General features: G+C 42.2%; 24 protein-coding genes. 8 read left to right on the top strand and 16 right to left on the bottom strand.

Features of this window, described 5'->3' with window-relative positions; genetic code table 11:
- Positions 1 to 877 precede the first annotated feature (877 nt).
- The 4 genes from istA (at position 878) to H9L11_RS21065 (ending at position 4,281) form a co-directional block, all read left to right on the top strand.
- The gene (gene istA / locus H9L11_RS21080; RefSeq protein WP_205390739.1) at positions 878 to 1,897 is read left to right on the top strand and encodes an IS21 family transposase; all 1,020 of its coding nucleotides are present in this window, start codon (positions 878 to 880) and stop codon (positions 1,895 to 1,897) included.
- Complete coding sequence (istB, locus tag H9L11_RS21075; protein WP_205390738.1) at positions 1,894 to 2,688, top strand: IS21-like element helper ATPase IstB; 795 nt, start codon at positions 1,894 to 1,896, stop codon at positions 2,686 to 2,688. The genes istA and istB overlap by 4 nt, the downstream gene beginning before the upstream one ends.
- A 244-nt stretch (positions 2,689 to 2,932) precedes the next feature.
- Positions 2,933 to 3,772 (top strand): LysR family transcriptional regulator, encoded by an 840-nt coding sequence (locus H9L11_RS21070; RefSeq protein WP_005376262.1) that lies wholly within the window; start codon positions 2,933 to 2,935, stop codon positions 3,770 to 3,772.
- Between the two features lie 296 nt (positions 3,773 to 4,068).
- Positions 4,069 to 4,281: a hypothetical protein gene (locus H9L11_RS21065; protein WP_005376260.1), complete on the top strand. Its 213-nt coding sequence runs from the start codon at positions 4,069 to 4,071 to the stop codon at positions 4,279 to 4,281.
- 90 nt (positions 4,282 to 4,371) lie between these two features.
- Here the strand turns inward: H9L11_RS21065 and H9L11_RS21060 are convergent, their stop codons facing one another.
- The 10 genes from H9L11_RS21060 to H9L11_RS21015 form a co-directional block, all read right to left on the bottom strand.
- Entirely contained in the window at positions 4,372 to 4,761 is a 390-nt protein-coding gene (locus H9L11_RS21060; RefSeq protein WP_017634770.1) for a universal stress protein, read from the bottom strand.
- Positions 4,762 to 5,634: 873 nt separating this feature from the next.
- Positions 5,635 to 5,796 carry a YoaH family protein gene (locus H9L11_RS21055; protein ID WP_005376257.1) on the bottom strand — a complete coding sequence of 54 codons (162 nt, stop codon included), beginning with the start codon at positions 5,794 to 5,796 and terminating at the stop codon, positions 5,635 to 5,637.
- 41 nt (positions 5,797 to 5,837) lie between these two features.
- The gene (locus H9L11_RS21050) at positions 5,838 to 6,977 is read right to left on the bottom strand and encodes a conjugal transfer protein TraF (RefSeq protein WP_205391174.1); all 1,140 of its coding nucleotides are present in this window, start codon (positions 6,975 to 6,977) and stop codon (positions 5,838 to 5,840) included.
- A gap of 60 nt (positions 6,978 to 7,037) precedes the next feature.
- The gene (locus H9L11_RS21045) at positions 7,038 to 7,919 is read right to left on the bottom strand and encodes a DUF2861 family protein (protein WP_033907061.1); all 882 of its coding nucleotides are present in this window, start codon (positions 7,917 to 7,919) and stop codon (positions 7,038 to 7,040) included.
- 6 nt (positions 7,920 to 7,925) lie between these two features.
- Complete coding sequence (gene vxrB, locus H9L11_RS21040; RefSeq protein ID WP_005376251.1) at positions 7,926 to 8,588, bottom strand: response regulator transcription factor VxrB; 663 nt, start codon at positions 8,586 to 8,588, stop codon at positions 7,926 to 7,928.
- Complete coding sequence (gene vxrA / locus H9L11_RS21035; protein WP_025767766.1) at positions 8,563 to 10,017, bottom strand: sensor histidine kinase VxrA; 1,455 nt, start codon at positions 10,015 to 10,017, stop codon at positions 8,563 to 8,565. Before vxrA ends, vxrB begins: the two co-directional genes overlap by 26 nt.
- A 155-nt stretch (positions 10,018 to 10,172) precedes the next feature.
- Positions 10,173 to 11,549, bottom strand: coding sequence for a Re/Si-specific NAD(P)(+) transhydrogenase subunit beta (pntB, locus tag H9L11_RS21030; protein WP_005376248.1), 1,377 nt, complete (start codon positions 11,547 to 11,549; stop codon positions 10,173 to 10,175).
- 8 nt (positions 11,550 to 11,557) lie between these two features.
- A complete protein-coding gene (locus H9L11_RS21025) occupies positions 11,558 to 13,114 on the bottom strand; it encodes a Re/Si-specific NAD(P)(+) transhydrogenase subunit alpha (RefSeq protein WP_205391173.1) in 1,557 nt (518 codons plus the stop codon).
- Positions 13,115 to 13,548: 434 nt separating this feature from the next.
- Entirely contained in the window at positions 13,549 to 13,830 is a 282-nt protein-coding gene (locus H9L11_RS21020) for an HlyU family transcriptional regulator (protein ID WP_017634616.1), read from the bottom strand.
- Between the two features lie 41 nt (positions 13,831 to 13,871).
- Entirely contained in the window at positions 13,872 to 14,240 is a 369-nt protein-coding gene (locus tag H9L11_RS21015; protein WP_005376241.1) for a late competence development ComFB family protein, read from the bottom strand.
- Between the two features lie 253 nt (positions 14,241 to 14,493).
- On the opposite strand from H9L11_RS21015, the gene H9L11_RS21010 reads away from it, so the two are divergent.
- Entirely contained in the window at positions 14,494 to 15,732 is a 1,239-nt protein-coding gene (locus tag H9L11_RS21010) for a GGDEF domain-containing protein (protein WP_205391172.1), read from the top strand.
- 251 nt (positions 15,733 to 15,983) lie between these two features.
- Here the strand turns inward: H9L11_RS21010 and H9L11_RS21005 are convergent, their stop codons facing one another.
- On the bottom strand, positions 15,984 to 16,943 hold the full coding sequence (locus H9L11_RS21005; RefSeq protein ID WP_017634619.1) for a diguanylate cyclase: 960 nt from the start codon (positions 16,941 to 16,943) through the stop codon (positions 15,984 to 15,986).
- Between the two features lie 273 nt (positions 16,944 to 17,216).
- On the opposite strand from H9L11_RS21005, the gene H9L11_RS21000 reads away from it, so the two are divergent.
- Complete coding sequence (locus H9L11_RS21000) at positions 17,217 to 17,654, top strand: DUF3069 domain-containing protein (protein WP_005376232.1); 438 nt, start codon at positions 17,217 to 17,219, stop codon at positions 17,652 to 17,654.
- A 76-nt stretch (positions 17,655 to 17,730) separates the two neighbouring features.
- On the opposite strand, the gene modC is transcribed toward H9L11_RS21000, so the two are convergent.
- From modC to H9L11_RS20980, 4 genes are all read right to left on the bottom strand, one after another.
- Positions 17,731 to 18,837, bottom strand: coding sequence for a molybdenum ABC transporter ATP-binding protein ModC (modC, locus tag H9L11_RS20995; RefSeq protein ID WP_205391171.1), 1,107 nt, complete (start codon positions 18,835 to 18,837; stop codon positions 17,731 to 17,733).
- Positions 18,834 to 19,523: a molybdate ABC transporter permease subunit gene (gene modB, locus H9L11_RS20990; protein WP_205391170.1), complete on the bottom strand. Its 690-nt coding sequence runs from the start codon at positions 19,521 to 19,523 to the stop codon at positions 18,834 to 18,836. The genes modC and modB overlap by 4 nt, the downstream gene beginning before the upstream one ends.
- 27 nt (positions 19,524 to 19,550) lie before the next feature.
- Entirely contained in the window at positions 19,551 to 20,306 is a 756-nt protein-coding gene (modA, locus tag H9L11_RS20985; protein ID WP_205391169.1) for a molybdate ABC transporter substrate-binding protein, read from the bottom strand.
- A 69-nt stretch (positions 20,307 to 20,375) separates the two neighbouring features.
- Entirely contained in the window at positions 20,376 to 21,827 is a 1,452-nt protein-coding gene (locus H9L11_RS20980; RefSeq protein ID WP_193837698.1) for a cobyric acid synthase, read from the bottom strand.
- A gap of 155 nt (positions 21,828 to 21,982) precedes the next feature.
- Between H9L11_RS20980 and H9L11_RS20975 the strand changes: the two genes are divergently transcribed.
- Together H9L11_RS20975 and H9L11_RS20970 are read left to right on the top strand one after the other, a co-directional pair.
- Positions 21,983 to 22,357, top strand: coding sequence for a NirD/YgiW/YdeI family stress tolerance protein (locus tag H9L11_RS20975; RefSeq protein ID WP_005376220.1), 375 nt, complete (start codon positions 21,983 to 21,985; stop codon positions 22,355 to 22,357).
- Positions 22,358 to 22,511: 154 nt separating this feature from the next.
- On the top strand, positions 22,512 to 23,048 hold the full coding sequence (locus tag H9L11_RS20970; protein WP_053307701.1) for a hypothetical protein: 537 nt from the start codon (positions 22,512 to 22,514) through the stop codon (positions 23,046 to 23,048).
- A 129-nt stretch (positions 23,049 to 23,177) separates the two neighbouring features.
- Here the strand turns inward: H9L11_RS20970 and H9L11_RS20965 are convergent, their stop codons facing one another.
- Positions 23,178 to 23,861, bottom strand: coding sequence for an ATP-dependent zinc protease (locus H9L11_RS20965; RefSeq protein ID WP_064354793.1), 684 nt, complete (start codon positions 23,859 to 23,861; stop codon positions 23,178 to 23,180).
- Positions 23,862 to 23,867: the final 6 nt, after the last annotated feature.

Below are 23,867 nucleotides of genomic sequence, written 5' to 3'. Positions count from 1 at the left end.
AAAGTTAACGTTCTAATTTATCTAGCCTTAGGGTAAGTACGTGTACAGAATACTAATCATTGTGAATTTAACATAACACATATAATGCGAACTTAAGAGTTAGAAGATTAGCATTGGTGAAGTCAGTTTAGTTACACCGTATTTGGCTGTTGCTGCTTTGCAAGCTTCATCAGCTGTCTTGTATGGGCCATGAACTTCGATTCCACCACAGCGACCACTTCTGTATCTGACACCATGCACGTTGGTTTTGCATCTTGCTCATTCAATATGAGACAACATGGACACGCATTTGCTTAACCCAAACGTGTAAGTACTATATTATCTTTATAGGAACAAGGAATCTATTAGATATAAACTCTCTACTTTTCAATCTATACCTAGATCTTTCTTCATATGTTCACTCAACTCGTTAGTGGTTCTTACATTAATCTTATGTTTGCAATGATGGATTCTCAACTCTTCACCAAATAATTTTACTAGTGATTTGGTATACAAAGTACTAATATTATTTATTATTCTATACAATGTATCTTTCGGATAAACAGATCTTTTCGAATTTTGTATTGCAGTCTTCATATTTAAATATCCTCACACTTTTAACTTTATAATTTAAAGAATCAATTTCAACTTTTATTATTACTTTTTCCGATATGGAATGAGTCATTATCAATGATGCACAATAAATAATTAAATCACCCGAATCCAACTTAGTAAGTTCACGAGACAAATTTTTTATTTTTAAATCTTTATTTTCTATATTTAATCCGGTTGAGTTAATTCCTGTCAGCGCCGATGTAAAAATGACCCACTAACGCCGATTTAAAATTGGCCCACCTGAGGCAAACTATCCGTTCGTAAATGGACAAAACGGCGGATTATGATCAATCAGGAGCAACTAGTGGAAATACACGTTTTACATCAGCAAGGGCGAAGCATCCGCCGCATCGCAAAGGATCTGGGTATCTCAAGGAATACAGTTCGCACTTATCTTCGAGATAAAAGCAAAGCGCCTGTGTATCCCGAGCGGCAATCTCGACCAACCAAACTGCAGCCTTACCATGACTACTTGCGCACCCGCATTGAAGCCGCAAAGCCTTATTGGATACCCGCAACTGTCTTACTACGTGAGCTGAAATCTCTCGGTTACGAAGGCGGTATAACGATGCTCAAAGAGCACATCAGGCAGTACAAACCGAGTACGCCAATCGACCCTGTCGTTCGATTCGAGACATTGCCAGGTGAGCAGATGCAAGTCGACTTTACGACCATCACCCATTACGGTGTACGTGTTAAAGCCTTCGTGGCAACGCTTGGTTATAGCAGAGCGACCTTCGTTCGCTTTAGTGAACGAGAGCGCCAAGAAGACTGGATACAAGGTCTTGAAGAAGCGTTTGAATACTTCGGCGGCGTCCCTAAAGAAGTTCTGTTCGATAATGCGAAAGCCATCATGATAGAGCGTGATGCTTATGGTGAAGGTGAACACCGCTGGAATCCAGCACTGCTCACCGCCGCCAAGAAATACAGTTTTAAACCAAGAGCCTGTCGTCCATATCGCGCAAAGACCAAAGGGAAAGTGGAGCGCTTTAACTCTTACTTGAAGAATAGCTTCGTCACTCCGCTTGCGGCGACACTCAAGCAGCACGGTCTTAAAATCACCGTCGATGTTCTTAATGGGCATATCGGCGCATGGCTAGAAACCGTCGCTCATCAACGAACTCATAGAACGACAGGTGCAAAGCCTCAAGTTCTCTTAGATGAAGAGCGCTTTATACTTCAGCTACTCCCATCGCCAACGCGCCCAGTCACAACCCTAACAATGAGTGATAATGTGGTGCCGCTGGAGAGCTTCCAGCACCCACTATCAACGTATGATGCACTGTTGGAGGTGCGACCATGAACCTTCAAATGAATCGCATTGAAGCTGCCTGTGCAGCGCTGAAGCTACAAGCTATCGGTCAGGAATGGCCGAGATTAGCAGAAGCCGCCAACCATCGTGAACTAAGTCTAGCCGATTACTTAGAGTCACTTCTGAACGCAGAGTTGGAAGCACGAGCGGAACGCACAAGAGCCACACTGACTAAGTTCGCCAGCTTTCCAATGAAAAAAACGTTCGATGACTACGACTTCAAGTTCGCAACAGGCGCTCCGAGAAAGCAGCTCAAAGAGCTAACAGGGTTGGCCTTCATCGAGCGAAAGGAAAACGTGGTGCTACTTGGGCCAAGTGGCGTTGGCAAAAGTCACCTTGCGGTAAGCTTGGGTCACATAGCGGTTCAAAAGGGTTTAAAGACAAGGTTCATCACGGCAGCAGACTTGATGCTTCAACTCTCCACTGCGAAAGCTCAAGGTAAACTTGAAAGCTACTTGAGACGCAGTGTTCTCGCTCCAAAGCTCCTTATCGTCGATGAAATCGGGTATCTACCGTTCGGCAGAGAGGAAGCGAACTTGTTCTTCAATGTCATCGCCAAGCGTTATGAGCAAGGCAGCATTATCGTGACTAGTAATCTGCCGTTCTCCCAATGGTCAAATGCGTTCGCCGACGATACGACCTTGACGGCAGCTTTACTCGATAGGCTTCTTCATCACTCGCACATCGTACAAATCAGCGGTGAAAGCTATCGATTAAAAGGAAAGAAGGCGGCTGGAACCATACCAACGGTTCTGGAAAACCTATCTGAAAGTAGAAGTTAATTACATGGGTGGGTCAGTTTTACTTCGGCGATAACGTCGATAAGTGGGTCAAATTTAAACTGGCGTTGACAATTCCTTCAGGATATCGGTTTAACTTAATATCCAATATGGTTTTATTAAGATAGTAGTCTGCCATTATTTCATGGCGGCTTTTAAATATCATTGTCCCCCTCCGATGATGCAAGTTATACTTTCCCACCAGTTAAAAGACAACGTGACTCAGAGTTGCAAAAAGGTAACAATCATGGAATTGATGAACAATGAGCTGATCTGCTTTGCAGCCATTTGTAAACGCCTCTCTCTTACAGATGCATCAAAAGAACTTGGAAAGTCTAAAGCTCAAGTCAGCAGGCAGCTAGCAGCATTAGAAAAACAACTTGGCGTAACACTCGTCCACAGAACAACAAGGAAACTCGTTTTAACTGATCATGGCGAAAGCATTAGAGAGCTTGCTATCAAGACGTTAGAGAGTTTGCACGAGTTAAATTACAGAGCTAGCTCGTTGAGTGAATGCATTGATGGAAAGTTTAAAATCACAATGCCCAACTCTATAGCCTCTTCTATTTTTGGTTCTGTTCTTAAAGACTTAAAAGAACGATATCCAAAAGTTGATTTTGAAATATCGTCAAGTAACAATGTAGAAAATTTATTAGAAAGCAATGTAGATTTAGCGATTAGGCTTAATAATGTTATTGATGACACTCTTATTGCACATAAACTTGGTGATTATAGTGATGTTTTGATATCTAGGGTAAGTAATGCCAACCACAAAACACTATTAATCTACAAACATCATTCGAATAAGGAATCAATTAAAAGTCAATATACTGATGTTATCGAAGTTGATAACACCTCTATTTTAATAAACTTTGTTTCTGAGGGAGTTGGGGTTGGTGTCATTCCAAACTATCTTGTTAAAAGTAACTATATAGACAAAAACATCCGAATATCGCAAACTTTTGATATAGAACGTTCCATGTATATGGCCTACCCTTATCAAAACCCTTTGCCAAGAAAGCTAGCCGAGATATCTACTTTTATTAGGTCTGAGTTATCACAAGTATTGAAGAGTGAGTCATTTTAGGGCGGTTGTTCAGATTTAGAATTTTGCGTTGTCTACTCAACTAGGCCTAACGCTAATCTTTGTAACATATTGTTTCGGCGGTATTTATTAACACCCCCATCTTTATGCTTGCTATCACAATGTGGGATGCTCTTCCGCTTTGTTATCAAGGTTTTGCGTGGAATAAATCACGTGGGGTAAATGATAGATTGACTTACATTAAAATTTTCATCAAAAGCAACTTTATATAAAATTGATTTCATACCAATCTATGTGTATCTTCTTCCCATATCCCCACAATAACCAAGGAGAATGCCATGGATAAGCTACTCGCGTCTGCATTAGAAATTAAGCAGCGAACTATGGTGACTGGCTTTTTTGCTAGAAATGGATTCAAAATCGCTATGACCGATTTTGATGATGTCACTTTTGAGCGAGAAGGCGTGCAAGTTAACGTACATTTTGATCTGCAGTCAAACGCGGAGTCTGCATCTGTTTTATCTCATGAGGCATCAATCATTCCTGGCTAAAAACTTTTATTATCACCGATACACCAAGCCGAACATAAACGTTCGGCTTGTTAGTGACAAAAAATGATGAGTGCGAACAAGAGTTGTCGATCACTCGTCTAAATAGACGATTAATAAATCAGCTTCAACCTCGTTCACAACCTTTGGTATCGATGAAAAAAAGCGACTCAATAAGTTGTGATGATGACCACATACAACTAAGTCTATCCCCTCTTTTTTGACGATTCCCGATAGTTTTATATGAAGATCGCCGATTACTACCATGGTCTCGTTTACTGGATATAAGCATTTATCAGCGAGCTCTTGCAGCCTTCTTTCCAATTCTTGCTCTTCCTTCGCTTCCATGACTATGCGATCAACATCTACGTAAACAAATGAGAGTTTGCTGCTTGAGTTATCTGCTTGCATTATTGCTTTTTCGATAACGGCTTGGCTAGATTGAGATAAGTCGACAGCAACCAAAACGTGCTTATAACCCATCATTCCTCCCTAGGTTAGTTTTTGTTCTCATATTAAGTCTAGTCCACATAGAGCGAACACAACATCAAAACTACTGCTACATGATAGTTAAAGGAGTTTAGTGTAAAACAGGCAAATAGTTTTCATTACAACCTTGTTGCTTCCTCTCATCCAAAGATCAACGATGTTTTTCCAATTTCTTCTCTAATTATCGGACTATTTAACAGGAAGGATGCCAGGAAACGTTACGTTGTAATGCGCGTTACTGCTCTTGATTTCTACTACTCTTGAGGATTCATATTACCCACTTCAACGTCGCCTAGTTTAGTAAAACTACTTTAGATTAAGCATATTCAATATGTAACGCTCCGCTCAAATCCAGGAGACGTATTTCGGCTAAAAAAGCAGCTCAATAAGATGAATTTCGATTCATCTATTACATATGTCTGCGAGTGCTTACTGTTCTTATATCGCTTATTTAATAACTCTGGTTTAATTATCGTTATAAGTTACGGTGTCTCTTTTTTCTTTTTTTAGCATAATCTTCTGTCTGAGAACGAAGCTCTCTTGGGCTTTGTAATTAAATTACAAGATCAATCGCGACCAATATGGTTGGCAGATTAAAAGACCGAGGTAAACAATTGATATAATAGAGTTTAACTTATAAGTTCTTTAAAAAATGCCTAACTACCTGCACTGTGTAAGCCAAGGTTAATATGATGAGGTAAAATTTTACTAACCCGCTATTTAGTTTTAAAGGTAATTGCACAAGATTACAATCATAGAGGTATAGTAAATTTTAGTTACAGCGTAACCAGGGTGGTGTTTGGGAGTGTAAAGGAATAGAAAATAGAAAGGCAAAAAAACAGGGCGTATGCCCTGTCCATGAATTGATTAGTTTTGTTGCTGTTGTTTTTCTGCGTACTCAGATCGAATCCGTTCTGCAACAATTTTGATAGCTTCTGCAGTACTTGTGCCCTTCGCCATCAATTCTTGAATTCTCTCTACAGCTTGTTGTTGCTCTTGGTGAGATAGAGGGGGTAAATCGTCAAACATAAAAAGCTCCTCATTTTGAGGAGCTGACTATAACGATTCAATTAATAGGTCGCAAGGAAATTAATGGATGCACCCATAGCGTTCTCGTTTGTGTACTGAGCTGCGATATCCAATTCGAACAACTTAAGTGGGGACAACCCGATACCAGCAGTAATGGTTCCTTCGTCATTACTTCGAGCTAAGTTCTTCATATACCCTGCTCGTAATGCCATTTGACGCAAAATATCAAACTCAATACCAGCTCGAATCATCTGCGTATTATCATCAAAGGATGAAAAACGTTTTTCTTCGTTAAGATCGTAGTCAACACTCATCGTAAAGTAATCGGCAACAATCCCTGCCCCAACGGTGTATACAGGACGCATGCTATATTCGTATGATTTTATCGTATCGCTGCCATATTGGAATGATTTTGTTTTAACGTCTCTTCCGATCAAATTTTTCGCTGAAATACCGAGACGATATGGGCCAAAGAACCAAAGTGCGCCTGCGTCTAAGTTAAACATCGTTTCCGCGGTCTCATTTTCACGTAAGTCTTTAGTATCAAAATTCTGAAAACTCGTGGCGTATGAGTACGTGTATATACGCTGAAGTTTAGGAGTAACACCAAAAGAAAGGTGTTGGTTCATGAAATTAGTGTATTTAGCAAGTGAAATACCAGCTTCAGCCACGCCAATAGAAACACCTTGTACATAGCTATCATCTAATGGATTAGTACCTGAGGTATCAACATTTGGTTGTACGAATGATTCAGTGTATAACTTACCGTATGCAGTTGCAGATAAGAATTTGTTGGGAATACCAATGGCAACGACACCACCAAGATCAAAGTCTGTCTTTTTCCCATCGATAGCATCCATCGATTTTTTGATTTCATCGACGTCTGCCAATTTGCTGATGCGTTCGATCTCATCAACTAGATCATATTGATCATCGTAGCTGCCACCAAAACTTGGCACGATCATGCCTGCATCGTCATTTCGGCGATAAATCGCAGTAAGAGCGGGGTTGAAAAAAGGCGCAGTTAGATAAGTTGCTGATACGGTACCAACGCCACCCATTGCATCACTACGAGCCTCTATCGCATAAGTAGCAGCAGAGGCAGCAGAGGCAGCAGAGGCAGCATTAGTGAAAAGAATAGTAGCAACAGAAGTGGCAAGAATTTTATATTTGTTTTTCATACTACACTTGTGATTTTAGTTCGTCCTGAACCTTTATCGGCACAAGTAGTATTTCTTTAACTATTCTTCCTGGGAAAGATCATAGGTTCGGCTAATAGTTTGAGCCTGCTCAACAATTATATCGCCCTGCCAACGGCGACTATTGATACTTACCGCCAATACGTATCTATCGTTTGGGACACCCGCTAGCTCCAATGAATTTGGATAGTTAGACTCGTAAGTCTTTTTCCACATTTGCTCGTACTGGCCATCAATGTAGTCATACAAACCGACTTCAAGTTGCGGTAATGGACAATGGGGATTACGAAGTGCGCTCTTTTCTACTTTCCAATTCTCTTTAGATGTCCAACGAACATATTGAGAAGAGTTTGAATCTCCAAGTATTACCCAAGTTCGATACTCTTGTTTATCAGTAGAAACAACGGTTAAGTGATATAAACCAGCTTCAAGTTTACCTGTTAAGTTATAGCGTTTCGAGTAGCTACGCTCGTTGGCAAGTTCTGTCCCGCTCGGCTGTTGTTCATAGCTGAATGAACTGTCCGCGGATATAGAATCATCCACCCATCGATTAAATGAAATATTTTCGATGTCAGTTGTAGCTCTTAGCTTGATTACCAATCTAAATGTATCTCGCCCAGGGCTTTGAATAGTCTGACGAATAACGTTCACACCACTTATCCAATCAGGCAGCGTTACACCAGTGAGAGCCTTGCCACAGTTTTTAGATAGTGACTGACCAAGAAGATCATTAAGGTGAGGAGTCAAATCTTTACTTGGTTCCGTTTGCCAGAGTTCAACAAGAGAGTTGAACATACCCGCAAGATCATCTTCAAGTAAGTGTTGATGTGCCTGTGTTAAAGGCGTGTTAGTTTGAAACCAGTCCATCGCATGGACTGGTTTCACTAACGCTAATGAGACAACTACAGGGAGTAGTATTTTCATTACGACTTATGCTTTCATCTTGTAGCCAACACCACGAAGTGTTTCAATTTCCAGTCCTGGCAGTTTTTGACGAAGCTGTAGTACATGTGTATCAACCGTACGTGTTGTCGGGAAATGATTGTAACCCCAAACGTGGTCAAGTAGCTCATCACGAGTAAACACGCGACCTAAGTTTGACGCCAAAAATAGCAGCAAATCAAACTCTGTTCGAGTAAGCGTAATTAGCTCGTCTTTATAAGTCACTTCACGAGTCGAGCGGTCAATCTCTAAGTCTTTTGTAATCACTTTATCAGCGTTGCTTTGTTCTGCTGAATCCGGTGCTCGTAGCTGTGCACGGATTCTCGCAAAAAGCTCCGCCTCAGCAAAAGGCTTTGTTAAGTAGTCGTTCGCGCCGGAATCAAGGCCTGCAACTTTATCTTTTACGGTAACAAGTGCCGTTAACAAGATAACTGGTACGTCTTTAATCTGTTTCCATTCTGGGAGACATTGTACAGAGTCACCATCTGGGAGTTGGCGATCGAGAATTACCAAGTCAGCTTTTTTCCATTGTGGCTCTACGTCTGCAATACGCTCCACATGTAAACACTCATATCCTGCTTGTTCCAGGCTTACTAACAGGCCGTCAGCCAAGTTTTTATCGTCCTCAACGAGAAGCAGTGTCTGTTTCACAAGGTATCTCCAATATAAAAGTTGTAGGTGGTCCCATTAAGGACATTTTTCCGCCCATGCGGCCTACCATAGATTCAACGATTGTTAATCCAAGTCCTAACCCGCTCTTACTTACGAACGGTTTCTTCAAATTTGCCCAATCTTTAGCCGTTAGGCCTCCTGCATCTCGGACTTGGAATACTATTTTTTCTTCACTAGTTGAGACATCCAATTCAACCGGTGCGACACCGTACTTAAGCGCATTACGAAGCAAGTTATCGATACAAGTTCCTAACCAGTACACATTAACTTTAGCAGCCACATCTTCATTGATGTTAAAAAGCACGGCACTATCAAATTCTTCTTCGATCTTAAATTCTAACCAATCTGCAACGGATGGTACCCAGTCTGTTGCAAGCATTTGGTTATCAGATTGCAAATAATCTTTACTTGCTTCTGCCAATTGACGCAGGCGGCGCGTATCTTCACACAATCTGCGGAATTCGTCATACACACTTTCAGGCAAATGCTCGAACTCTCGACGAAAGCCTTCAACCGTTAGTGACAGAGATGCAATCGGTGTTCTGAGCTCATGCGTTAAAATTTGCAACACGAGCATTCTACTACGTAGTTCTTCTCGCTTGCTATTCCAACGGTACACCGCCCAACCAATCACCAAAAGAATATTGGCGATTACCAGTATGATCATACTGATCCGCAGAACTTGCGAGTGATCTTCTACATCCCAACAAATATTGCCTCGTTTAACAAAGCAACTTTTGCTTTGAGAGGCTAGAGCGTATGACAGACCCGCATTCGCTACGTTCTCTTGCCAGATATCTTTCTCGAAAACAAAGTAACGGTCACCACGTCTTAGCCAAAGTTCGTTACCTTCAATAAACATGCTCGCGCCTGCAATCAAAGCATTAATGGCGTCGTCATCCATGTTTTTCAAGCTTTCTAGCAACTCATCCCCTTCCTCGTTATCACGCTCTTTTATATGCATGTACTGAGATAGTTTGGGTTTGAGTTCTGGATACTTATCCACATAACGTGCCGCGTACGTCCCACCACCAGGGTGAATGAGACCACTACGCGAGAACCAACGAGGTGTCAGCTGCGTCCCTTTACAAATCGCTCTTGTAAATACTAAAGGCTCAGTAATTAAAGGACTTAATGGTAATTTGCCACGACAAGTATTCGCCAAGCTGTAAAGCTGTTGGATATCTTTTAACGGATAGTCAGACGTTTGCGGCAGAAGCGAATCTGGCGCAAGTAACTTGGTAGGATAATTTGATTGCAGAATACGAATATCGTACGACTTAAGAGCTACTTCATAGTTAAATAGCTCTGTAAACGTATCTATTCTTTCTGGTAGTGAATCGGAAAATGCAGGTGCCGAAAAAAGCGGCAATACAGTTGCAAAACCGAGCAAAAACTTTTTAATCAAACTGTTACCGTCACTTGTTACATTAGCCAAAACTATACATCAATCTACAAGCAATTGACATCTGCTAACAGAAGGATTTGCATTACTATAACATTGAAACGGAACAAAAAAGGGCCAGCGATTGCTGACCCTGTATAGTTTTAAATCAAGAATGGTTAAAGTGCTTTAAAAATAGACTCAACACTTTCTTTCGCATCACCAAATAGCATTGATGTATTTTCTTTGAAGAACAGTGGGTTCTGTACTCCTGCGTAACCAGTGTTCATTGAGCGCTTGAATACCACTACGTTTTTCGCGTTCCATACCTCCAATACGGGCATACCAGCGATTGGGCTGTTCGGATCTTCCAGTGCGGCTGGGTTGACCGTATCGTTAGCACCGATAACCAATACGGTATCGGTTTCTGCAAAGTCATCATTGATTTCATCCATTTCAAGAACGATATCATACGGTACTTTTGCTTCAGCGAGTAACACATTCATATGCCCCGGTAGACGACCCGCTACTGGGTGAATCCCAAAGCGAACTTCAATACCTTGTGAACGAAGTACATCAGTAATTTCATGAACAGGGTATTGTGCCTGAGCTACTGCCATGCCATATCCTGGAGTGATGATTACTGATTTTGAGTTCTTCAACATCTCTGCAACTTCTTCAGCCGTTGTTTCACGATATTCGCCCTGCTCTTCGTCACCTGAAATCACTATCTCTTGACCAAAACCACCGGCAATAACACTGATAAACGAACGGTTCATTGCTTTACACATGATGTAAGAAAGAATCGCACCTGATGAACCTACCAAAGCACCTGTTACAATCAATAGATCATTTGCGAGCATGAAACCTGCTGCCGCTGCTGCCCAACCTGAGTATGAGTTCAACATAGAGACAACAACTGGCATATCAGCACCACCGATTGAAGCGACTAAATGGTAGCCGAATGCGAACGCGATCAAAGTCATCACAATAAGAGCGAACATGCTGCCATCTGCTTTTACGAAGTAGATCATAAGAAGCGTAGAAATAACAACCGCTGCGAGGTTCATTTTGTGCTTATGAGGCAGGTTAAGTGGCGACGAAGAAATCACACCACGCAGCTTACCAAATGCGACAATTGAACCGGTGAAAGTTACGGCACCGATGAACACACCCAAGAATACTTCTACAAGGTGGATAACATGCTCAGCATGTGTTGCTGCTTCTGGCGCATCTAGGTAACTGTTGTAGCCAACTAAAACCGCAGCTAAACCTACAAAGCTGTGTAGAATCGCAACCAGTTCTGGCATCTCGGTCATTTCTACTTTCTTCGCATAGAAAATACCGATCGCACCACCTATCGCCATCGCGATAATGATCCAACCAAAACCTTGCGCATCTGGGCTAAAGATCGTCGCTATCAGCGCGATCGTCATACCAGCGATACCGTAGTAGTTACCATTACGAGCAGACTCTTGCTTTGAAAGTCCCGCCAAACTCATGATGAAAAATAATGCAGCAACAATGTAAGCTGCTTGTACTAATCCTGCAGACATTGTGACTCCTATTTATCTTTGCGGAACATTTCAAGCATACGCTTGGTGACGGTGAAACCACCGAAGATATTGATACTCGCGATCAATACGGCAATAAAAGATAGGAATGAAACGACGCCATTACCTTGTCCAATTTGCAGTAATGCACCAACGACAATAATGCCAGAGATAGCATTCGTTACTGACATTAGTGGAGTATGAAGTGCATGGGTAACATTCCATACTACGTAGTATCCGACAACACACGCTAGAACAAATACAGTAAAGTGAGAAAGAAACGCTGCCGGAGCAACCGATGCAACCCATGCAAAGGCTCCAACAGCCGCTGCCACACCAATAATTTTCTTCGTTGGAGACGTAGGTTCTTCTACTTTAGGCTCTGGCTTCGCAGGCTGTTCTTGTTTCACTTGCGGCTGAGCTGAAACCTGAATTGGTGGCGCTGGCCAAGTAACTTCACCTTCTTTCACCACGGTAATGCCACGGATAACAACATCTTCAAAATCAATATTGATGTTGCCATCTTTCTCTTTACACAGCAGTTTTAGAAGGTTAACAAGGTTTGTCGCGTAAAGCTGAGAAGATTGTGTAGGCAAACGACCAACCATGTCAGTGTAACCAACAATTTTTACCCCGTTATCCGTCATGATAACTTGGTCTTTCACTGTATATTCACAGTTACCGCCATTAGCGGCTGCCAAGTCAACAATTACACTGCCCGCTTTCATGCTGTCGACCATTTCTTTGGTGATCAACTTCGGCGCAGGTTTACCAGGGATGAGCGCGGTCGTAATAATGATATCAACATCTTTAGCTTGCTCTGCGTATAACTCTGCCGCTTTTTTGTTGAAGTCATCAGACATTTCTTTTGCGTAGCCATCCCCAGAGCCTGACTCTTCTTGAAAGTCAACGGTCAGGAACTCAGCGCCCATCGATTCAACTTGCTCTTTTACTTCTGGGCGAACGTCAAACGCACGGACAATGGCACCTAAGCTACCTGCAGCACCGATAGCCGCCAAGCCAGCGACGCCAGCACCCGCAACCAATACTTTCGCTGGAGGTACTTTACCGGCAGCCGTAATTTGACCTGTAAAGAAACGACCAAACTCATGAGCTGCCTCAACCACTGCACGATAACCAGCGATATTAGCCATCGAAGATAGCGCGTCTAAGGCTTGTGCACGTGAGATACGAGGAACGGAATCCATGGCAAGAACGTTAATGTTCTTACTTGAAAGTTGTTCCATCAACTCAGCATTTTGAGCCGGCCAAATAAAGCTAACCAGTGTTGATCCATCTTGCAGTAACGCAATTTCGTCAATGCCTTGCTCATCATCCACAATTGGCGCATTAACTTTTAAAATAAGGCCAGGTGCCCAAACTTCTTCACTAGAAACGATTTTCGCACCAGCTGCTTCATAAGCGGCATCATCGAAACTCGCTAGCACCCCCGCTTGGGATTCAATCGCGACATCGAATCCCAATTTTATTAACTGCTCAACCGACTTCGGCGATGCAGCCACTCGCGATTCACCCGCGAGTATCTCTTTAGGTACACCGATTTGCAAAACGCATACTCCTTGTATACATATCAATAAATTAGTCCCAAAACAGAGCGTCGCTCTACTCTAATTCTTTTTTATTTCTATCTGTTTACCACGCAAGACAATTGCAAACGAAAGATGATGTTTGGGGACACCCATTTGCACAATAACACCTTGACTAACAGCCCTGTTATTATTCTGTTTGTATCGAACGCGTCTCATTACTTCAAGTGTTTTGTAATTTAAATACTAAATTTCATTACATATAACGCTAAGTAATGAATGATTGTCGCTCTGTGCTCGAAAAATAACAACGCAACACCGTACTAGACTGAGGTCTAACCAGGTAACGATTAAATACTGACTTAACAGAGATTTAAGCGTTAAAAAGAAAGAACCACTAGCATATACACTAATGGCTCTTTTTAAGATGACTGGAATCAAATTGCAGTAAATTGCTAGTCGAAGATTTTATCGCCCATTTGATCAATAAACATTTGAGATTTCTTCAACATAAGGTCATTGGCATCTTGCTCTGAGCCAAGTAAATCGGAGCGAATAAACCGATGTGTTTTCACTTCATCATTGTCATGCTTTTCTATTCGACCAGCGATGCGATATTGTCCGCCCTCTGAAAGGCTCTCTGGGTAAATAAAGAAACCTTTATACTCAACTGGCTCGATAGTTTTAGCTTCAGCGGTTTTCTCACTACCACCAAACAAACGCGAAAAAAATCCCACGATTCCTCCTTGGGTCAGCTCACTAGTCAACTGAGCGACTCTTACTTAATATTAACGTTAAGGATCGGTTTTTCATACCAATCCAACTCTTTGTCATCATCATAACTAGTATGGGAAAAAATTACAGGCACATCATACTCTCGGTTCTTACGCCTGTCTTCTTTCACCATTTCTGCGGCGTTTTTCACCGCTATATCCGCGCTTTGCTTAAACTGGCTTAATTTTTGTTCAGGAAGTGAAGACAAAAAATCAATATCATGACGGATATAGACAGGCTTGAGCTGGATAAGCGCAAGGCAAGCAATATCGGCTAACTGTTCGTTGTCATACTGTTCTAAAAATTCGGGCAAACTGAGGACCTGGCCTACTAATGTTTCCATGTAGTTGTGCACATCTGAGCTTATCTGCATCTGTAAATCTCCTTTTTCCTATGAAATGAGTATAGCAACGACTTGTTTATAACAACTTATTGATTGCTCTTAATTTAATCAATCTCTCTCTTTTTGCCGTAATGTCTTCCAAAATACTTGGGAAAAGGAACAAATAGACGTATTCTTGCTAGTTCTCAAAGTTCGAAATTCAATAACGGATAAATATCCATATTGATAAAACGATTTACCTAACCAATTATATAGTCAACTATTTTCAGGCAGTTTGTAATAGATGTCCTCATCGTCAATGACTTCATCAGGCTTCAGATTCTTATTCCCTTTTTTGCTACTGGGCATAGTGAGTTCGGGCATGGACAGCATTATTCAGATGACTCAGGCAAACTGGGGCATTGCCGCAAACTTGCCGTACATACTATTAGGTTGTGCGCTACTCCTTTGTTATTCATTTAAGCAAGGCAGAGAGTCCATGGTGTGCTTGGCAATGTTGCTAGCCTATTTCGTGATACAGCACCGCCTACAAGTCCCGCTTCAAAGTGGTACCGCTTTACTTGAGCTAACCATTTTAGCCACGTTACTTCCTGTCTCGTTTCTTACGGTATTTTTGTTTAGTAAAGAAGGTTTTGACTCCAGAGCCATGTTGACTTATATCTTGATGTTAGCAATGTTCGTTCTTTGGTCTTATCTAACGCTAGCATATTACGTTGAAGGAGGGTTTGAACAATGGACAAGCGGTATTTTATTTATTGTACCGACCGTCTCTAAACTGCCTTTCATTCTTGTTTTATATTGCGTGGGTATTGTCTGTTTTCTTGGAATCCTTGTTTTAAAGAAGAATGAAATTATCCATGCGATGACCTACTCTGCCATGGTATTGGCGTCTGCGACGTTCATTTTCTTTGATGTGCAGTACATATCAAGCACCATGTTTACGCTAACAGGGCTGCTTATCATTATTTATGCCGCTTCCGCTAGCCATCAACTGGCTTTCACCGATAGCCTAACGCTGATTCCGAGCAGACGTGCACTTGATCTCGATCTAAAACACATGGGTAAGAAGTTCACGATCGCAATGCTTGATGTTGACCATTTTAAAAAGTTTAACGACACCTACGGTCACGATACTGGTGATGACGTTCTAAAAATGGTCGCTTCGCGCCTCACTAAAACCCCAGGCGGCGCAAAAGTTTATCGATTTGGCGGAGAAGAATTTACCATCGTTTTTAAAGGCAAATACGCTGACGAATGTAAGAACTTTTTGGAAGAAGCTCGCAAATCGATTGCAGAATACGAGATGATATTACGCGATGAAGAATCTCGCCCTGAGAACCATAAACAAGGACAAAAACGTCGTGGTAGCAACAGTTCGAAAAGAAAGTCGGTTTTTGTTACCGCAAGTTTCGGAGTTGCTGATAGCCGGAATGGGCAAGCTCCTCTGGACGTTGTTAAATCAGCGGACGAAGCACTTTACAAAGCGAAAAAGGCGGGACGTAACTGCATAAAGCTTCGTTAGGCCCTAACCAATCGTGAAAGTTAACAAGCTTGTCTGGGTTTAAAACAAAACCGAACTTCCCCATCAGCATAATAACTGCACTCATCGTTGCCACTATCCCGATGTTATCTATCTAATCAAAGGTATAAGGTATACGCCCGATTGCGACATTCCGTTCGCACTGTTTGCCTATCTTACTTTGAGTTAGCTTTAAAACAACCACCAAAAAGTGACAACGCAACAAAAAGAGTGGCATTCATAAGGCTTTGTTTTTAAAAAGAATTAACTACAGTATGTGTGTTTCTTCCCAAAGACTTCGAGGTATATAGCGCTTTATCAACGGTTGCATACAAGTCTGATTGCACTTCTTTCCCTGTCGGTTGAAAAACAAAAACACCCTGTGACACCGTCACTCTATTTGACACACTAGAATACTCATGTGGGTAATCGAGAAAATACATAGCCTCTTGTATACGCTCGGCTTCTCTTTCTGCTGTTTGAGTGTCGGTACACCCTAGCAACACGACAAACTCTTCTCCACCATATCGACCCACATATTCCCCAGAGCGACAAAACGTCGCCTTTAGTTGATTCGCAATCGCTTGCAAGCAACGGTCGCCTTCAATATGACCGTAATTATCATTAAACGGTTTAAAAAAATCGACGTCCAATAGAATCAAAGCCATTGGCATATTGTGACGGCCATGCCATGCAACCATCGATTCCAACTTATGGTCGATATAACGGCGGTTATAGAGTTTGGTTAGGCCATCTTCATTCGCTTGCTGAGTCAAAAGTTGATTAACTTGCTCCAATTGAGCTGTCGCTTGCTTAAGCTCTCGTCTCATATGAGCAATACGCTGCATTGCGATAAGTTTAGAGTTCAGTACCAGTTTATCTACCGGCTTAATTAAATAGTCATCACCGCCCGCGTCTATGGCTTTAGCAATCATTTCTGGCTCTTCGTGACTACTCAAGAAAATAATTGGGATCCAATCCGGAAACGTTTCTCTTATATGAAGAGAGACTTCAAAACCGTTCATATCTGGCATTGATATATCGAGTAACACCAGTTCCGGATCAAAACTCTCGTAGGTATTTAACGCCTCTAGTCCACTACCTACGGCTTTTACAATATGTCCAAGTTGCTTTAGACGAATAGCCAACTGCATCCTGTCTAGCTGAACATCGTCAACCAGAAGGATTCGCATCGATGTCCCTGTCGGTTGCATAACGCGTTCCATTTTTAATTATGTCTTTATTAAACATATACCATACTCATAGAGTTGTTGCATTCGACTCATAATTAAGTGCTATATTTTTGTTTGAATATCACGGAATCCATTGCATAAAGCAGTTAGACTGGACGTTACCCTATCTAATCATGGCCTGTGAGCAGAAGTTCAACAAACTCATTCACTTTGGTCATCTTGTGGATTAATGGGTATAGCTATTTGATGCATTTGGTATTAATATTCCCGCCTTTTTGTAATGAGAGACACACCATGTCAGAAGCAACTAACAGCGAAAGCAAAAAAATCGATCTAGCCAGCATTTCTCCAGAGCTACGTAAAGTTATCGAATTTGACGAAGTTCCAGAGCAAATGTTCGAAATGGTTACCTCTATCCATGAAGTGTCTGAAGAAGCGGTACGTGAATCATGGGACGAAATGCCAGCAAGTGCACAGAACATTCTAGACAACTTTGAACAGTTTCATGCTCTAGTTTCTGTAGGCCAAGCATTCGCTGGTATTAATGTGATGGAAGAGTTTCCGACTCTTAATCTGCCAGAAAACATGACAGATGAAGATAAAGAAGAATACCGTGCTCAACTACTTGATAATGTGCTTCACAACTGTGTGAAAGACATGGTTAAGCAACTTAAGAAAGCACGTCGTGACCCACTTCTTAAGCGTGAATTCAAAGAAGTATTCGCGAAGTAATTCCGACATTCTTCTAGTAACAAAGGCCGCACTTTGCGGCCTTTTTTGATCATGAAGCGTAAATCAGTCTAAACGGTTAATGAGGCGTTAGTGCCATATCTTTTTGTGTCACACTGACACCTTTAATTTGTGCAAAAACACGGCTACCAACTTTTAGGTTGAGATCATCAAGGGCCCACGGTGTGATCGTTGCCCACAAATAACATTTCTCGTCTAGCTTGAGTGATACATTAATACTCTGCTTGTCATCGGCTGCGTTAAACGCCTCAATGGAATCGACAATAGCAGGCAAAATATTTCGAATCGACGTCGCCTTGGGTTGCTCGAGCGTGATAGAAACGTCGTTGGCACGCACTTGCAAGCGTATTGGCGTGTCTGGTGTTCCGTCAATCTTTTGCACCCACAGGAATACATTAGGTGCAAGGCTGATACAAGTCAGTGCATAACGTTCATGATGTTCAGCAATCCGGCCTTCAAATAAGCTGCTTTGATCTGAGAAAGATTGCCATGGACGCATAGTATGAGAAGCCCACACTTCCTCAAGCTTACCTGAACTCGAAATTTTACCTTGGTCAATAATTGCAAGGTGCTGAGCAAGCCTTAAAATTTCCTGGAGACTGTGTGTGACATAGATAATAGGGATATTTACCTTCTCCGACAACTCCTCAAGAAAAGGCATTACCTCACGCTTTCTTGGCATATCGAGTGAGGCAAGTGGCTCATCCATCAAAAGCAAATTGGGTTTAGATAGCAATGCGCGCGCAATCGCAACACGTTGCTTTTCACCACCAGAAAGTGATACCGGAAAGCGCTTTAGTAACGGTTTGATAGACAAGAGTTCGGTGACTGCATCAAAATACTCGTCATCTTTTTCTTTAACGCCATATAACAAATTGCCTTGAACCGAATAGTGAGGAAACAAACGTGAATCCTGAAACACATAACCAATACCACGCTTGTGCGTTGGTAGGTTGATTCCCTGTTCACTGTCAAACAAAACATGCTCACCAACCGCAACATACCCTTGCCTTGGAGTTACCAATCCGCTGATGATGTTAATCAACGTCGTTTTACCAGCACCAGATCGTCCAAACAAGGCACTAATTCCGTTACAGGGTAACTTAAGTTTGATGTCGAAGTCAGTCTCACCAAGCATTTGTTTAAATTGGACTTTAATCGTCATTGCTTCGCACCCAATCTGCTTGCCGCTTTACGATTTAGCCATTCAGAGATCATTAATGTAGACAAGGCTAACGCGATAGAAATGATACACAGACGAGCCGCCTGCATTTCTGCACCTGGCGTTTCAATAAAGTTGTACATCGCCAGCGGAATCGTTTGGGTCTCACCCGGAATGTTAGAGACGAAACTGATCGTCGCCCCGAATTCGCCAAGACTACGAGCAAATGACAGCATCGTGCCCGTAATAATTCCGGGAATGGTCAGTGGTAACGTGACGGTGAGAAACACTTTTAAAGGAGAAGCGCCTAACGTAGAGGCTGCGTGCTCCAATTTAGGGTCGACGCTATCTAAGCTTAAGCGTACTGAACGAACCATCAAAGGCAAAGCCACGACAATACAAGCGACTACTGCCCCTTTCCAATTAAAGCTAAAGACTACCCCTAAGTTTTCATAGAGCCACTTTCCAAGGACCCCTTGTCGTCCTAAAGAAATCAACAATAAATAGCCGATTACCACTGGCGGCAATACCAGTGGTAAATGAATTAAGCTATCGAGAATCGATTTACCAAAGAACGTTTTTCGAGAAAGTAGCCAAGCAAGAAAAACGCCGAGAGGAATCAGCCAAAGTACTGCGTACGCGCCTACTTTGAGGCTTAACATTAAGGCTTGGTATTCCAGTTCTGTCACGCTTCGTTCCTATAATTGAAGGCCGGTTTATTGCTGAAAGCCATATTGAGCAAAAACGCGTGCGGCTTCGTCCGATTTTAGGTACTGGAAGAACTGCTCCGACTCAGTAGAATCATTCACAATTGCAGCCGGGTAAACAATAGCCGCATGCGTATCACTCGCAAATTCGCCGACAATTTTGACTTTATCAGTTAACTGAGCATCGGTTTTGTAGACCACACCTAAAGGCGCTTCTCCACGTTCAACCAACGCCAAAGCTAAGCGCACATTCTTTGCTGGTGCGACGTGAGTTTGAACCGCTTTCCATGCACCCAGTGTAGTCAATGACTCTTTCGCGTACATACCGGCAGGCACTGACGTCGGATTGCCTAACGCAAGACGATTTCCATGCAATGCCTTCTCCCATGCCTTTGCATCAGAAAAGTTAAATGAGGTTAATTCTGAAGACTGGGGAGCAATCAACACTAAGCTATTGCGCACTAGATTTATGACATTGTCACGATAAATGACGTCTTTATCGACCAAATAATCCATCCATTTCGTGTTCGCAGAAATGAATACATCCGCTGGTGCGCCATTGATAATTTGTCGAGCGATAGAAGAAGAACCACCATAAACGGGAGTGATAGAAACGTCATACTTTTCTTCAAAGTTTTGCGCGACCTCGTTAATCGCATTCGTCATAGAAGAGGCTGCATACACTTTTAGGTTCGTTGCTGCGTTTGCTGAAAATGAAATGCTTAATACTGCCGCAAGGCAAGCATGCTGTTTCCATGCTTTCATAGAGATACTCCAATACAAGGCAAGCGAAAGAACAGGTTATTTGAATATAAAGTTCAATCAGTTAATGTGCTATTTAAACAAAAAATCAAGGCGCATATGTTGTTCTATCGCATCTGCGATGCGATTAATGCCTTGCTCCTTTAACTCTTCAAAGTCTTGTTGTTTGATTTGGGTGCCGTTTACCCATTCTGATACCAGGCTTAAGACATCTGCCTCGTCAAAGAACCCGTGAAGGTAGGTTCCCATGATTTGGCCACACTCGCTGATCGCCCCTTCCGCTTCACCGGAACTGAATGTAAGAGGTTGCAGGCCCCGTACTTCACTTCGCCCTACGTGGATTTCATAACCCTTTACATTGGCTGTTTTGCCGTTAAGAGAAAGCTGTGCTTGTGTGTTTGTAAGCTGTTTGCTGTTAGTTAGCGTCGTAGTGATATCAAGCAAGCCAAGTCCTTCGCTTTGACCTGGTTGGCCTTCGACGCCGTTTGGATCATCAATCAAGTTTCCAAGCATCTGGTAGCCACCACAGATACCAATCACTTTTCCACCAAGACGAATATGACGCAAGATATCTTTATCCCACCCTTGGCTTCTTAGATACTCTAAGTCGTCTCTCACTGATTTGGTCCCAGGCAAAATAACAAGGTCGGCTTTATCTATTTTTTCGCCTTTACCTACATAACGTAGATTGATATCTGGATTCAATCGCAGCACATCAAAATCAGTATGATTACTAATCCGGGTTAAAACAGGCACAACAACATTCAGTTTTACCTCAGAGTGCAACTCTTGCTGCGCAGTGATCGCGTCTTCTGCTTCTAAATTCAAACCATGAAGAAAAGGAAGTACACCAAGTACAGGTTTACCTGTTTTTTCTTCTAGCCAATCGAGGCCCGATTGCAATAAACGAATATCACCTCGAAAACGGTTGATAACAAATCCTTTTACTCGCGCTTGTTCAGATTCAGAAAGTAACGCAAGTGTTCCGTACAAATGTGCAAACACTCCACCACGATCAATATCAGCAACAATGATCACTGGTACATCAGCGGCCTCAGCAAAACCCATGTTTGCAATATCGCCTTCTCGTAAATTGATTTCAGCAGGACTCCCCGCGCCCTCGATAATGATCGAATCAAATTCTTGAGTCAGACGAGAGAAGGAATCTAACACCGTGTCCATCGCCACTTTCTTGTAATCATGAAAGCCAGCCGCATCCATATTGGAAATCGCCTTACCCTGCAAAATGATCTGAGCACCTGTATCACTGTTAGGTTTAATTAAAACCGGATTCATATGTACGGTTGGCTCAATATTACACGCCTGTGCCTGAACGGCCTGTGCTCGACCTATTTCACCGCCATCTTTGGTTACCGCACTATTTAGTGCCATGTTTTGTGGCTTAAATGGGGCAACATTTATCCCTTTTCGTGCTAATACACGGCATAAACCTGCCACAAGGACACTTTTTCCGGCATCCGAAGTGGTGCCTTGAACCATTAAAGATGGGATCGCTGATTTCATGAACATTTGTAAGGAATAGAGGAAGATGAACAATCATAACGTCATCGTCCCCACTTACTCAAGCAAATGAATAGAATATGAATGTTGAAATCATCATTGGTTCAAACAAGCCCTGCTTTAATGACCCCATCAAAACAAACCGATGAGGATGTAACATGAAAAAGAATACAATTATCGCAACAATCGCCGCCTTAGCTATTGCTCCTTCTATCGCGTTCGCGAAAGATAACGCTCAAAACCAATCAAACTTGCAGTTTAACGGTCCTGTCACTGTGGAAAAATTGGATGCCTTGCTAAACGACTCCAATATGTTTACTGAAAAAGATGTGGTCGTTGAAGGTAACTTATTGCGTCAAGTTCGCGCGGATAAGTTTGTCTTTAGCGATGGTTCCGGTGAAGTGATGGTCGAACTCGATGACGATATTCAGCTAAATACTCCGATTGACCACACGACTAAAGTCCGTCTGTTTGGCGAATTTGAAGGCGGGAACAAACCAGAGATTGAAGTCGAACAACTCGTGGTCATGTAAAACAAACCCCGATTGCTGTGCATATCAACATGATGTAGTGACGATTACAGCTAAATAGTGACGGCAAGCACTTAAAATGATAGCTTTATCAATCTTGGTCTGCTTTTTGCAGACCATTTTTTTGTTCATTTTAATCATCTTGCCCGGAGACACCATGCTAGGTAAAGTTCTAAAGGTTGCAGCCTTTGGTTTGTGTGCTATTTTGCCACTTTCCGCACATGCAAATAATTTCAACTACAACACGATGGAATTTCGCATGGGCACTAGCCCTGGTACATTTGGTGGCGAGTTCAATACCTACTTTACAGAAAATACCCATTTCATTGCTCGCGCAGACAGTGAATTCAGCGGAGACTGGGACATTGCTGGTGGTATAGGCTTTAATGGGCCAGCAGGCCAATTTGCAGATATTTATGGCCAAATGTTGGTACACAACATTAAAGAGAACGGCAGTGATAAAGTCGGCGACGAGTGGCGCACGGAAGTGAATATTGGCACTCGTATTTGGTTTATGCAAAATGTTGAGCTACATGGCCGTATCGGCCAAATCATAGATAATGACGATTCGAACACCATTTACAATCTGGGCGCACGATTCCACTCAACTCAGCAACTATCGCTTGGTGCAGATTTCAAAAATAATGGTGTCTATGGCCAGCAAATTGTAATGTCTGCTCGTTTTGCATTTTAGTGGACATGACTATGACTACCAGGGCATCACAAGCAAGCATATGATTCAATAAAAATGGCCTCCAATTTTGGAGGCCATTTTTTGTTAATCACGAATTATTAGCTTGTAGCAGAAACTAGCTGTAATACATCAGTTTTTAGCGGTTTTTTTAGGTTTATCTTGCACATATTTTTTCGATACATCTACAACGGCGATATCTCTAAAAAAGCTTCGACCAAGCAAAATTGGAAACGTCATATGTCCGCGATCCGCTAACGTAAACTCTGTCTTTTCTTTGTGATCCCCAACGGTAATGTAGGCTTTTACCACCGCTCGTTTATCCACCTCTTCTGACGAAGACTGCTTAACTTTAGCCCAGCGCTCAACGGGTACTTTAAATTCTTTGGTGTCTTTGTCACCTAAATCTATCTTAAATTTAACCCAGTCTTTACCATCACGCTCAAACGGAACAATGTCAGTCGCACTAATTGATGATGTTGTCGCACCTGTATCGACTCTAGCCTTGAAAGTCTGGTCAATTTCAGGAACATAAACCCATTCTTCAGAACCAAGAATTAACATGCCATCGGGTGTTTTTGTGACCTTGACTGGCTTCTTAGGCTTTGGTTCCGGCTTTTTCTCAGGTTTCGCTTCTGGTTTGGGCTCCACCTCTGGCTTTGGATCTACATCAGGTTTCACTTCTGGCTCGACTTTAACGGGCGCTTCGACCTTTGGCGACTCTGGCTCAACAGGTTCCTGCGTCGTTTGAGTTGACGTACAAGCAATTAAACTGCCGCTCATCATAAGCGGCAGAATCAGTTTCCAGTTTTTCATCCACAC

Source organism: Vibrio sp. sp1 (assembly GCF_016920955.1).
Classification (GTDB): Bacteria; Pseudomonadota; Gammaproteobacteria; order Enterobacterales; family Vibrionaceae; genus Vibrio; species Vibrio alginolyticus.
The sequence above is the reverse complement of the archived record's forward strand: the minus strand, read 5'-3'. Positions and strand labels throughout refer to the sequence as shown.